Origin of the sequence: Burkholderia sp. BCC1999 (assembly GCF_905339975.1) — a bacterium.
Taxonomy (GTDB): Bacteria; Pseudomonadota; Gammaproteobacteria; order Burkholderiales; family Burkholderiaceae; genus Burkholderia.
In genome coordinates this window covers 1-12,891 of record NZ_CAJPHP010000001.1, presented here as the reverse complement: position 1 = coordinate 12,891, position 12,891 = coordinate 1, and the positions used below count along the sequence as shown (strand labels likewise).

The 12,891-nt window shown below is 67.8% G+C and carries 12 protein-coding genes; 3 read left to right on the top strand and 9 right to left on the bottom strand.

Translation table 11 applies throughout. The annotated features are described in order from the left end of the window. Positions 1–47 precede the first annotated feature (47 nt). Positions 48–644 carry a TetR/AcrR family transcriptional regulator gene (locus tag U5809_RS00060; protein WP_322084949.1) on the bottom strand — a complete coding sequence of 199 codons (597 nt, stop codon included), beginning with the start codon at positions 642–644 and terminating at the stop codon, positions 48–50. A 148-nt stretch (positions 645–792) separates the two neighbouring features. On the opposite strand from U5809_RS00060, the gene U5809_RS00055 reads away from it, so the two are divergent. The 3 genes from U5809_RS00055 (at position 793) to U5809_RS00045 (ending at position 4,348) form a co-directional block, all read left to right on the top strand. Continuing rightward, positions 793–1,812 carry an alpha/beta hydrolase gene (locus tag U5809_RS00055; protein WP_322084948.1) on the top strand — a complete coding sequence of 340 codons (1,020 nt, stop codon included), beginning with the start codon at positions 793–795 and terminating at the stop codon, positions 1,810–1,812. A gap of 104 nt (positions 1,813–1,916) precedes the next feature. Further along, a complete protein-coding gene (locus tag U5809_RS00050; RefSeq protein ID WP_322084947.1) occupies positions 1,917–3,761 on the top strand; it encodes an ABC transporter ATP-binding protein in 1,845 nt (614 codons plus the stop codon). Positions 3,762–3,835: 74 nt separating this feature from the next. Continuing rightward, a complete protein-coding gene (locus U5809_RS00045; RefSeq protein WP_322084946.1) occupies positions 3,836–4,348 on the top strand; it encodes a DUF4262 domain-containing protein in 513 nt (170 codons plus the stop codon). 54 nt (positions 4,349–4,402) lie between these two features. Here U5809_RS00045 and U5809_RS00040 read toward each other — a convergent pair whose 3' ends face one another. The 8 genes from U5809_RS00040 to U5809_RS00005 form a co-directional block, all read right to left on the bottom strand. Beyond that, positions 4,403–5,893, bottom strand: a complete 1,491-nt coding sequence (locus tag U5809_RS00040) for an aldehyde dehydrogenase (protein WP_322084945.1) — start codon at positions 5,891–5,893, stop codon at positions 4,403–4,405. A 25-nt stretch (positions 5,894–5,918) separates the two neighbouring features. Beyond that, positions 5,919–7,334, bottom strand: a complete 1,416-nt coding sequence (locus tag U5809_RS00035; protein ID WP_322084944.1) for an amidase family protein — start codon at positions 7,332–7,334, stop codon at positions 5,919–5,921. 45 nt (positions 7,335–7,379) lie between these two features. Beyond that, entirely contained in the window at positions 7,380–7,760 is a 381-nt protein-coding gene (locus U5809_RS00030) for a cupin domain-containing protein (RefSeq protein WP_322084943.1), read from the bottom strand. A gap of 71 nt (positions 7,761–7,831) precedes the next feature. Beyond that, positions 7,832–9,124, bottom strand: a complete 1,293-nt coding sequence (locus U5809_RS00025; RefSeq protein WP_322084942.1) for an FAD-binding oxidoreductase — start codon at positions 9,122–9,124, stop codon at positions 7,832–7,834. 26 nt (positions 9,125–9,150) lie between these two features. Continuing rightward, positions 9,151–10,716, bottom strand: coding sequence for a DUF3138 family protein (locus tag U5809_RS00020; protein ID WP_322084941.1), 1,566 nt, complete (start codon positions 10,714–10,716; stop codon positions 9,151–9,153). 21 nt (positions 10,717–10,737) lie between these two features. Further along, positions 10,738–11,676 (bottom strand): ABC transporter permease subunit, encoded by a 939-nt coding sequence (locus U5809_RS00015; RefSeq protein WP_322084940.1) that lies wholly within the window; start codon positions 11,674–11,676, stop codon positions 10,738–10,740. After that, a complete protein-coding gene (locus tag U5809_RS00010) occupies positions 11,673–12,587 on the bottom strand; it encodes an ABC transporter permease subunit (RefSeq protein ID WP_322084939.1) in 915 nt (304 codons plus the stop codon). The genes U5809_RS00015 and U5809_RS00010 overlap by 4 nt, the downstream gene beginning before the upstream one ends. Positions 12,588–12,594: 7 nt before the next feature. Next, a partial coding sequence (locus tag U5809_RS00005; RefSeq protein WP_322084938.1) for a TOBE domain-containing protein occupies positions 12,595–12,891 on the bottom strand: 297 nt, incomplete at its 5' end.

The following is a 12,891-nucleotide window of genomic DNA, read 5'->3' as shown; positions in this document are numbered from 1 at the left end:
GAAACGCGCGACGACGAGGGTGTCGCGCGGTACCGGGGCAGCGATCGTCACTGCGGCCGCAACATCCGCTGAATGATCGTCCGCAGCATCGCGCGATGCGCGCGCGGCTTGAACCCCGGCTCGAACACGACGCGACAGACCGCCCCTTCCGCCAGCGCGAGCACCCACGTCGCGACGAGATCCGGTTTCAGGCTCCCGTCGATCTTCCCCTGAGCAACCCCGCGCTTGATCAGCGCAACCATCCGCCCTTTCACCTGCGCCTCGTTCGCCGCGAACAGCGCGGCGACATCGGAATTGCGCGTCGCCTCGGTCGCGGTCTCGATGCTGATGCGCGCATAGACGGGATCGCTCGACAGTTCCATCAACGCCAATGCGATTTCCTCGATCGCGGCCAGCGCATCGTCGGCGTCCGCGTGCCGCGCGAACAATTCGGCCATCTCGCGCTGGTCGTCCTGCGCGATCGCCTCGATGATCGCCGCCTTCGTCGGGAAATAATGAAACAGGTTGCCGGGGCTCATCCCGGCCGCCTTGCAGATCGCGGCCGTGGACGTCGCATGGAAGCCGTCGCGTGCAAAACAGTCGATCGCGGCATCCAGGATCTGGCGCCGCTTCGCTTCCACTCTTTCAGGATCGATCTTTCTCAACAGGAACTCCGGGCTCGACGATGGCTCGAATATTTATTAGACTGATTAGTCGATCTATTATCGTTGCGATGCACCACGGGCGTCAAGGCACCGGGCCTGTCACGCGCCGCCTGCGGCATTCGCTTCACACGACCACCACGAGGAATCCTTGAAACGCATCGTCATTGCCGGCATCGCGCTCGTCCTGTTCGTGCTCGTCGCGGCCGGTGCGCTCGTGCTGCGTGGCCTGTCCGACTTCGAGCTGAAGGGCGCGAACGTGTCCACGCTCGCATTCCACGCGGGCGGCGCCGACCTCGTCGGCACACTCGCGCTGCCGGCGCATGCGGCCGACGCGCCGATCGTGCTGCTCGTGCACGGCGACGGCCCGCGCACGCGCTTCTCCGACGATGCCATGCTGCCGCTCGTCAACAGCCTGCTCGACGCCGGCATCGGCGTATTCGCGTGGGACAAGCAGGGCACCGGCCGCAGCGGCGGCGACTGGCTCGCACAATCGATGCAGGATCGCGCCAACGAAACGATCGCCGCGATGGCGCGCGTGCGCGCCGTCGCCGGCCCCGCGCACAAGGTCGGCCTGCTGGGCTTTTCCCAGGGCGGCTGGGTCATCCCGCGCGTGGCCAATGCGGTCCGGCCCGCGTTCTCGGTGATCGTCGGCGGTGCGGTCAGCTGGCGCCGGCAAGGCACCTATCTGACGCGACAGCAGCTCCAGGCAACCGGCCTGCAGCCGGATCGAATCGATGCGACACTGGCCGCCGAGCGACGCAGCAACGATGCCATCTTCGGTCAGGCAGGCGCGCCGGCCGATCCGCGCCTGCGCCCCGACATCGAGCCGCGCCGTTTCGGCTTCATCGCGCGCAACTACCTGGAAGATTCGTCGCAGGCGCTCGCGACGATGCAGGGGCCCGTGCTGGCCGTGTGGGGCGCGCTGGATCGCAACGTCGATCCGGTCGACGAAGCGGGCACCTATGCGCGTGCGTTCGCAAACCGGCCCGACCGTCGCATCGTGGTCGTGCCCGGCGCCACGCATGCGTTACTGCGTGCCGGCTGGTTCGACTATCAGCTCGAGTCCGACTGGCCGGCATGGAAGACCTGGCTGTACATGGCGCTCGGGCGCCGCGCGTATGCGCCGGGCACGCTCGTCCCGATCGAGGCATGGATCCGGTCGCAGTGAACACGTGTGCGACACGACGCCGCCACGGAGGGCGCCGTGGATGAAACAGGCATCAGGCAATACCGGTCGCGCCGCCCGCGTGGCCGCACCAAGGAGAAGTCTCAATGTATTCGTGGTTCGAACGTCGCCTGCCGACTTTCCCGCTCGAAGATCCCGTCACGCCGCCGAAGGGATTCTTCTCGTTCGTCTGGGCGTGCACGAAAGGCGCGCGCAGCTGGATCCTGCTGATCGCGCTGACGTCGGCCGCGCTGGCCGCCTATGAAGCGGCGCTGTTCGCGATGATGGGGCACGTGGTCGACTGGCTGTCGACGTCGACGCCGACGGATTTCGGCGGCCGCCACTTCGGCACGCTCGTCGGTTTCGCGGCGATCCTCGCCGGCAGCGCGCTCCTGATCGCGCTGCACACGATGGTCAAGCACCAGGTGCTCGCGATCAACTTCCCGATGCGGCTGCGCTGGCTGTTTCACCGGCTGATGCTCGACCAGAGCCTGTCGTTCTACGCGAACGAGTTCGCGGGCCGCGTGACGACCAAGATCATGCAGACCGCGCTCGCGGTGCGCGACGCGCTGTTCATGTCGGTCGACGTCGTGATCGGCGTCACCGCGTACCTGATCGGCATCCTCGTGCTGGCGGCCAGCTTCGACTGGCGGCTGATGATTCCGCTCTTGCTGTGGGCGCTCGGCTACGGCGCCGCGTGCGCGTATTTCGTGCCGCGCCTGGGCGCCGTCGGCAGCCGGCAGGCCGACGCACGCGCGCTGATGACGGGCCGCATCACCGACGCGTACTCGAACATCACGACCGTGAAGCTGTTCTCGCACACGCGGCGGGAAGCCGACCATGCCCGGCGCGCGATGGAAGCGTTCAAGGCGACCGGCGACGCGCAGATGCGGCTCGTCAGCGCGTTCGAGATCGTCAACCACCTGCTGTCGACGCTGCTGCTGGTCGGCTCGGCCGGCCTCGCGCTCTATCTGTGGATGCGCGGCGAGGCGAGCGCGGGCGTCGTCGCGGCCGTGATCGCGATGGCGTTGCGCCTGTCGAGCTATTCGCACTGGATCATGTGGGAAATGACCGAGCTGTTCGAGAACGTCGGCACGATCCAGGACGGCATCAACACGCTGACGAAGGTGCGCAGCGTGGTCGACGCGCCCGATGCGAAGCCGCTCGCGGTGCAGCGCGGCGGGATCGTGTTCGACAACGTGCAGTTCGCGCACGAGGACAACGACCGCACGGTGTTCGACGGGCTGAACCTGACGATCCGGCCGGGCGAGCGGATCGGCCTGATCGGCCGCTCGGGCGCCGGCAAGTCGACGCTCGTGAACCTGCTGCTGCGCTTCTACGACGTCGGCGGCGGCGCGATCCGGATCGACGGGCAAGACATCGCGCACGTGACGCAGGACAGCCTGCGCAGCGCGATCGGGATGGTCACGCAGGATACGTCGCTGCTGCACCGCACGATGCGCGAGAACCTGCTGTACGGGCGGCCCGATGCGACCGAGCGCGAGATGCAGGAGGCGGCCGTGCGGGCCGAAGCGACCGAGTTCATCGACCGGCTGCGCGACCGCCACGGGCGCAGCGGCTACGACGTCGAGGTCGGCGAGCGTGGCGTGAAGCTGTCCGGTGGCCAGCGGCAGCGCGTCGCGATCGCGCGCGTGATGCTCAAGGACGCGCCGATCCTCGTGCTCGACGAGGCGACCAGCGCGCTCGATTCCGAGGTCGAAGTCGCGATCCAGCGCAGCCTCGACACGCTGATGAGCGGCAAGACGGTGATCGCGATCGCGCACCGGCTATCGACGATCGCGGCAATGGACCGGCTGATCGTGCTCGACGAAGGGCGTATCGTCGAGGAAGGCACGCACCAGCAGCTGCTGAACGCGGGCGGCATCTATGCGGCGCTGTGGGCGCACCAGAGCGGCGGATTCCTCGGCGAAACGGAGGAAGCGGTTCAGTAAGCACGGCGGCCATGGCAACATGGCGGCACATCGGTTGTCGGCGGATTTGACCGACGCCCACCCAAGGAGCCCGCATGACCACGCGACCGGATATCGCCACTGCGCTGAACGCGCCCGATTCGGCGCTCGAGGAAGACGAGCAACGCTTCGTGCATCAGATTCGCCAGCACGGATGGTTCCGCACGGAAGTGTTTGCGGAAGGCGGCGAACCGGGCTTCTCGTTCACGACCGGGTTGTGGGTCAACTACGGCTTCCCGGAAATCATCGTGTTCTCGTTGCCGGCGCGCATCGTCCACGACGTACTGTGGGACGTGTATCGCATGGTCGCGGCCGGCACGCCACCACTGATCGGCGAGGTCACGGATTCCGTCTACAGCAATGCGAACGCGCTGCTGATGCCGGTCGCGAAAGCACACTACGAAGCCCATCTCGGCTGGAACCGCTGGTTCTACGGCAACGACGACTTCCCGTGCGTCCAGCTGCTGTGGCCCGATCGCGACGGGGTTTTCCCGTGGCAGCCGGAAGCCGACGATGCGCTGAACGCCGCGCAACCGCGCCTGTTCGTGCCGGGCGACGATCGCCACTGACCCGTGCGCCGTTTCGCGCGGCACGTTCTTGCAGGCGTGCCGCGCGACCCGACGTTACAGCCGCACGATCGTCGCTTTCAGCTCGGTGTATTTGTCGAGCGCATGCAGCGACTTGTCGCGGCCATTGCCCGACTGCCGGTAGCCGCCAAACGGAAAGTTCATGTCGTCGCTGCCGTCGCCGTAGCAATTGACCCATACGGTGCCCGCGCGCAAGCGCCGCGCGACGGCATGCGCGGTCGACAGATCGGCCGACCAGACGGCCGCCGCGAGCCCGTACTCGGTATCGTTGGCAATGCGCACGGCTTCGTCGACATCGTCGAACGCGATTACCGACAGCACGGGCCCGAAGATCTCCTCCCGCGCGATCGTCGCATCGGGCTTCACCTCGAACACCGTCGGCTCGACATAGAACCCGCCCGTCTCCTCGCGCACGCGCGAACCACCCGTCACGAGGCGGCCTTCGTCACGCCCGAGATCGATGTAGCCCATCACGCGATCGAGCTGCATGCGATCGACGATCGCGCCCATCGTCACCGCGGGATCGAGCGGATGCCCGGGCGCGAAGCGCCGCGACGCATCGACCAGCTTCGCGACGAATGCGTCCTTGATGTCGCGGTGCACGAGCAGGCGCGAGCCGGCCGTGCACACTTCGCCCATGTTGAAGAAGATCGCATCGGCGGCCGCCTGCGCGGCCCGGTCGAGATCGGGGCAATCGGGCAGCACGATATTCGGCGACTTGCCGCCGAGTTCGAGCCACACGCGTTTCAGGTTCGATTGCGCGGCGCACGCCATGATCTGCTGCCCGGTGCGTGTCGACCCCGTGAACGCGATGCAGTCGACGTCGCGATGCAGCGCCAGCGCCCTGCCCGGCTCCGCGCCGCCCGGCACGACGTTGAACACGCCAGCCGGAATGCCGGCGTCGCACGCGAGCTGCGCGACGCGGATCGCGGTCAGCGGCGATTTCTCCGACGGCTTGAGCACCACGCTGTTGCCGGCGGCGAGTGCCGGCGCGAACTTCCACGCGGCCATCAGCAGTGGAAAATTCCACGGTACGACGGCCGCGACGACGCCGATCGGCTCGCGTGTCACCAGGCCGACGAGATGATGGTCGGCCGGCGCGACCTCGCCGCCGATCTTGTCGACCGCTTCCGCGTACCAGTCGACGCAATGCGCGGCGGCCGGGATGTCGATCGCCGTGGTGTCGGCGATCGGCTTGCCGGTGTCGAGCGTCTCGAGCAACGCGAGCTCGTCCGCGTGCTCGCGCATCAATGCGGCCCAACGCTGCAGCACGGCCTTGCGGGCACGCGGATTCATACCGGCCCACGCCTGCGCATCGAACGCCCGGCGCGCGGCGGCGACTGCGCGGTCGACGTCATCGGTGCCGCAATCGGCCACGTGCGCGAGCACGCACCCGTCGATCGGGCTCACACAGGCAAAGGTCGCGCCGGCATGCGCGTGGCGCGCCTCGCCATCGATGAAGGCGCGCCCTTCGACCTGCAGCATGGCCGCGCGGGCCTGCCAGTCTTCGAATGTCGTTTGGTTCATGGGTTTCCTCGTGACATGTCGCGCATCACGATCCGCGCACCGGATCGATCGGCGTGAAAAGGCCCGCGCGCGCCTCGATCGCTTCGCCCGCGGCGAGACACAGCGCTTCCTGGAAGCGTCCGGCGACGAGTTGCACGCCGGTCGGCACGCCGTCGCGGATGCCGGTCGGCACCGACAAACCCGGCAGCCCGAGCAGCGCGGTTGCAAGCAGCGGCCCCTGCCGGTCGACGATCTCGCGCATCGCCGCGTCGCCCTGCAAATCCGCGTCGATCGCGAACGGCCGCGCGCACGACACGGGCATCAGCACCAGCGGATAGCGTGCGAAGAACTGCTGCCAGTCTCGCAGCAGCGCCGTGCGCCGCGCGAGGCCGTTCATGTAGCCGGCCAGATCCAGCGGCGCCGCGAGCGTACGCTGGCTCGCGAACGCGGTGCGAATTGCCGCGTCGCCGTGCTGCATGATCACGTCGCCGAGCCCGCTGCGCGCCTCGTTGGTCACGAGGTCGAGCCAAAGTTCGCACGCTTCGGCGAACCGCGGCGGTGTCGCTTCCTCGGCAATGCAGCCGGCGTCTTCGAGCCAGCGCGCAGCCTGCCGGATCGCGTCGGCGACCACCGGATCGGTCGGCACGCCGGGCAGCTCGGCACACACCGCCACGCGCGCGGGGAATGCGGCCTCGCGCGCAGCCGGCTCAACCGGCATCCACCACGCGTCGCGTGCATCGCCGGCCGACATCGCGCCGAGTGCAAGACGCAAGTCGCCCACCGTCCGCGCGAGCGGGCCCTGCACCGACGCGAGCTGCACCGCGAGCGTGCGGTCCTTCGATTGCGTGGGGTTGTACGCCGGCACGCGCCCGGTGCTCGGCCGCAGCCCCGCGACCCCGCAGGCATAGGCCGGGTAGCGGATCGAGCCGCCGAGGTCGTTGCCGTGCGCGATCGCGCCGATGCCGGCGGCCACCGCCGCCGCCGCGCCGCCGCTGGAACCGCCCGGCGTCAGCGATGCATCCCACGGATTCAACGTGCGGCCGTGCAGTTCGTTGTCGGTGAACCAGCGGTACGAAAACGCCGGCGCGTTGCTGCGCCCGATCACGATCGCGCCGGCCTTGCGCAGGTTCGCGGTCACCGGGCTGTCTTCCTGCGCGATCAGCTCGGCGAACGCGCGCACACCGTTGGTCGTCGCGTGTCCGGCCGTGTCGACGTTGATCTTCACGGTCACCGGCACACCGTGTAGCGGGCCGACCGGCGCGCCGCGCGCGATCGCGGCATCGGCGTCCGACGCCGCCTGCAGCGCGCTGTCGGCCATCACGTCGACGATCGCGTTGATGACGGGGTTCACCTGCTCGAGCCGCTGCAGGCAGCTGCGCGTGAGTTCCGTTGCCGACACGTCTCGCCGTGCGACATGCGCGGCCATCTCCGCCGCGCTGAGACGCCACAATTCCTGGGTCATGGGTTGCTCCTCGTTGATCTCGATGGTTGGATTGACTCGGCGGCGTCAGACGCCCGCTCGCGCCGCTTGCGGTGCATGCGACGCGTAGATCTTGCGGCACGTTTCGACGACTTCCCACGTGCCGCGAAAGCCCAGCGGAATCACGAAACGGTCGCCGGCGCGCAGCACGCGTTCGCGACCGTCCGCGTCGCGCACGATCGCGACGCCGCTCAGCATCTCGCAATACTCCGACTCGTCGTACTCGATCGTCCAGCGGCCGGGCGTGCATTCCCAGATCCCGCAACTGAACTGCCCGCACGGGCTGATGTAGTGATGCGACAGCGTCTGCATCGGGTTGCCGTCGAGCAGCAGCCCGCTCGGCACGCGGCTCTGCGTGAGCTTTGCCGGCGCCCGCATCAGGTCGACGATATTCGTGATGTTGGTCATGGTTGCCTCCAGGGCATCAGGGGTTCGAAACGATTCGGCGCCGCGCGGCCGGGTGAGCCGGCCCGCGCGGGTCACAGCAGGTCCGTCATCCGGTGCCACGCCATTGCGAGCGCCAGCATCGGCGCGCGCAGCGCGCGTCCGCCCGGGAAGTCGCGATGACGAATCCGGCCGAACAGGTCGAAGCGCGCGGCCTGCGCATCGATCGCTTCCGCGATCAGCCGCCCCGCCAGGCCCGTCACGTTGACGCCGTGCCCGGAAAAGCCCTGCGCGAAATACACGGTCGGCTCGAGCCGGCCGAAATGCGGCGCGCGGTTCATCGTCGCGTCGATCAGGCCGCCCCATGCGTAGTCGATCCGCACGTCGGCAAGCTGCGGAAACGTCTTCAGCATGTCGCGCCGCATCGCGGCCGCAAGGTCGCGCGGCGTGTTCGTCGAGCTGCTGGCCTTGCCGCCCCACAGCAGTCGGCGGTCGCGCGTCAGCCGGAAATAATCGAGCGCCGAATTGCAGTCGCTGATCGCCGCATCGGCCGGCATCGTCCGCGCCGCGCGTGCGTCGCCAAGCGGCTCCGTGGCAACCAGGTAAGTCGCGACGGGGATGATCTTGCGCGCGACCGACGGCGCCAGCTGCCCGAGATACGCATTGCATGCCAGCACGACATAGCGGGCATCCACGTGCCCGCGCGCACACCGGACGCGGTGGTACGGCGCGGCGCGATCGAGCGCGAGCGCGGGCGTGTCCTCGTGGATCGTCACGCCGGCTTCACGTGCCGCGCGTGCGAGGCCGAGCGTGTAGTTCAGCGGATGCAGGTGGCCGCTGCCTTCGTGACGCAGGCCGCCGACATAACGATCGGATGCGACGAAGTGCTGCATGTCGGCCCGCTCGACGATCTCGTAGCCGCGATAGCCGAAGCGGCTCGCCGCCGCATCGCGCCATGCGCGCAGCGCGTCGAGATGGCGCGGCTTGTTCGCGGCGGTCAGGTAGCCGAAGGTCAGGTCGCAATCGATACCGTGCCGTTCGACCCGCTGCCGGACGATGTCGACCGACTCCAGCCCCATTGCCCATATACGCCGCACGTCGTCCTCCGGCAGATGGGCCGAAAACGTATCGATGTCGCACGAGTACCCGGCGATCAGCTGGCCGCCGTTGCGCCCGCTTGCGCCCCAGCCGATCTTCGACGCTTCGACGAGCACGACCGAATGGCCGCGCTCGGCAAGATCGAGCGCCGCGGACAGGCCCGTCAGCCCGCCGCCGATCACGCACACGTCGGCGTTCACGGCCCCGTCGAGCGCCGGATGACGCATCCGGTTGTTGACTGTCGCTGCATAGTAGGACTGAACATGTTGCTGGTTCTTGAACTTGAGCATAGGTAAGACTCGCGAACGGTGTCGCGTCAGAACGCGTAGATGAGTTGGGTCGCGAGCAAGTCGTTCGACTTCGCATACGACCCGTCGTGACGCAGGAAAACCTTGTTGCTCGCCCAGTCGTGCCGGTATTCGACCTTCACCGTCACCTGCTGGGTCGGGTAGAACAGCAGGTCGAACGCCGCCGCCTGCCGTGTCGCGCCCTTGCACTCGAAACCAACGCCGCCGTTCGCCTTCGACTGCGCGAGGCAATCCGCGTCGATGCCGAAGCCGTTGTATGGATCCATCCCGTTGCCGTTCAGGCCGATCGACGAACCGCCTCCGCCGTTCTTCCGGTTCACGAGCAGATCGTAGCGCAACGTCGCACCCATGCGCCCGACCACCGGCGCATTGAACTTGCGGTGCGCGAGCAGTGATAGCCCGAACCACTGCGCGAGCCCGCCGTTGAACGCGCCGTGCTGCTGCTGGCCGTAGTCGAGTTCCGCGTTGTACTGCGCATCGGCCACCGTGTAAGTCGCATCGGCCTCGCCGAAGAAGAACGCGCCGTACGCGCTCGGAGCATTGCCGCCGACACCGTAACGCACGTTGCCGGTCGCCGGATCGACCGCGCTCACCAGCGTCTGGCGGCCGATGTTGATCGAGCCGCCGAGGTCGAGCGCGCTGCCGTGCATGTAGTCGACGCGCGCGGTGAAGGTCGGCACCTTGTTGCTGGTCGTGATCGGGTCGCCGAGCGCGTTGACGCCCGTCTGCGTGACCGCGCCCGCGCTGCGGAACTGCTCGTTGCCAACGAAGAACTTCCACGCCCAGTGGCCGTCCGCGCTCTGGTAGTTGACGCCCGCGCCGATCGACGAGCCCGGGTCGGAGAAGTCGTACAGCAGGTTGTGCGTGAGCGTGAGCATCTGGTTCGACTGCTGGTACTCGTAGCCGCCGAAGCCCAGCACGAGCCCGCCGACGAGCGACGTCGTGCCCGACAGCGGCACCGTGATGACCGCCGTGTTCACGATGTCGAGCCCGCTCGCGCCGCTGCCCGTCATCATCGACAGGCCTGCGCCGCGGTTCGGCATCAGCGTGATTTCCGCGGACGGCGCGGTCGGGCCGACGCCGAAGGTTTTCTTGATGTCGAGGAACACGTCGCCGAACGTGCTGTTGTAGTAGGTGTACGCGTTCTCATGATTCGCGAACTGGAACGACGACGTGCCGCCGCCGCGGTTGTACACATAGGTCGGGTCGAGATAGCCGGTCACCGACAGCCCCGCGATCGGGCCCGTGCGTGCGGCATCGGTCAGCGAATCGACCTTCAGTTGCTGGTTCGCGACCTGCTGGCGGATTTCCGTCACGTCGTCGTTGGTCAGCACGGCCGGCGCCTGCCCGTAGCCGGGCGCGGACGGGTCGGCCGCGGCCGCGGCGGACGCCGCATTCGACGCAGCCGGCACGGCCGCCGGTTTCGCGGCGAGCTGCGACTGCAGCGCGCTCATCTGCCGCTGCAGCACCGCGAGCTGCTGTTGCAACGCCCTGATCTGGTCGGCGCTCGAATTCGCGGCGGCGAGCCCCGGCAGCGCGCCGGCGATCAGCGCGCAAAGCAGTTTCTTTTTCACGGAAAGTCTCCTGGTCGTTATTCACTTCACGGGATGCGGTGCGGGGGCATGCCGAGGCTGCGCGGCCGACTGGCGTGCAGGCGGCAAGGGCAAGGCGGAAGACGGAGCCGGCGAATCGGGCGAGGACGCCGCATGCCACGCTCGCGCATCGCGCGCCTGCCGCCGCTCACGGGTCAGCATCGCGCGGTTCACGACGACGACGCCGATCGTCACGACCGTGATGAACACCGTCGCGAGCGCATTCATCTCGGGATTCAGCCCCATCCGCACGCGCGAGAACACGACGAGCGGCAGCGTCGTCGAGCCTGGGCCCGACAGGAACGCGGACAGGATCACGTCGTCGATCGACACCGTGAACGCGAGCAGCCAGCCGGACACCAGCGCCTGCGCGATCAGCGGCAACGTGATCACGAAGAACACCTTCACCGGCCGTGCGCCGAGGTCGAGCGCGGCTTCCTCGATCGAGCGGTCGAGCTCCTTCACGCGCGACTGCACGATCACCGCGACGAACGACAGGCACAGCATCACGTGGCCGATCCAGATCGTCAGCCAGCCGCGCCCGGCCGGCCAGCCGAAGGTCTGCTGCATCGCGACGAACAGCAGCAGCAGCGAGATGCCCTGGATCACTTCGGGAATCACCAGCGGCGCGTTGATCATCGCGGCATACAGCGTGAAGCCGCGAAAGCGCCCCATGCGAGCCAGCACGAAACCGGCCCACGTGCCGATCGCGACCGACGCGGTGGCCGTCAGCAGCGCGATCTTCAATGACAGCCATGCGGCCGTCAGCAGCTCGTCGTCGTGCAGCAGCGCGCCGTACCACTTCAGCGAGAAACCGGCCCACACCGTCACGAGCTTCGACGCGTTGAACGAATAGACGACCAGACTGACGATCGGCACGTACAGGAACAGGAAGCCCGCGCCCAGCACGCACACGGACAGGATGCGATTCGCCCGGGTCATTGTCGTGCCTCCGCTTCGGTCTGGCTGTAATGGAGCAGCGCCATCGGCACGAGCAGCACCAGGACCATCGTCACCGTCACCGCGGACGCCATCGGCCAGTCCATGTTGTTGAAGAATTCATCCCACATCACGCGGCCGAGCATCAGCGTGTTCGCGCCGCCGAGCAGTTCGGGGATCACGTACTCGCCGACGGCCGGGATGAACACCAGCAGGCTGCCCGCAACGATGCCGTTCTTCGACAGCGGCAGCGTGATGCGCCAGAACGCGGACCACGGCGTCGCACCGAGGTCGTTCGCGGCCTCGAGCAGCGTGAGATCCATCTTCACGAGGTGTGCGTACAGCGGCATCACCATGAACGGCAGGTACGAATAGACCATCCCGATGTAGACGCCCGCGTCGGTGTGATACAGGCGCAGCGGTGTCGCGATCATGCCGAGCGCCGCCAGCACGCGATTCAGCAGCCCGTCGTCCTTCATGATCCCGACCCATGCATAAACGCGGATCAGGAACGACGTCCAGAACGGCAGCATCACGGCCATCATCAGCAGGTTGCGGCGCGCCGGCGCCGCGCGTGCGATGCAGTACGCGATCGGGTAGCCGGCCAGCAGGCACATCAGCGTCGACGCGGCGGCCATCTTCAGCGAACTGACGTACGTGTTCAGGTACAGGTCGTCCTGCAGCAGCAGCGCGTAGTGCTTCAGCGACAGCACCAACCGCACCGTGCCGGCCTCCAGCCGCGCGAGCGCCGTGTACGGCGGGATGCCGAGCACCTGGTCGGCGAAGCTGATCTTCAGCACCAGCACGAACGGCAGCGCGAAGAAGATCACGAGCCACAGGTACGGCACGCCGATCGCGACGCCACGGCCCGACGGCAGCCAGCGCGACAAGATGGAAACGGAAGGTTTCGTCATGTCGCCCTCATTGCGTCAGCACGACGCCGCTGGCCGGCGACCACGACACGAACACGTCGTCGTTCCACGCCGGCGCGGTGTCGCTCATCAGGTGCGAGCTCGACAGGTTCGACACCACCGTCTTGCCGCTCGGCAGGCGCACGTGGTACAGCGAGTAGCTGCCCATGTACGCGATGTCGGTCACGACGCCGCGCGCCCAGTTGTGTTTCGAACCCGGCTTCTCGCGCGACACGTGGATGCGCTCCGGGCGCACCGAGATACCGACCGGCATTCCGAGCGGCCCGGTGATGCCGTGGCTCACGAC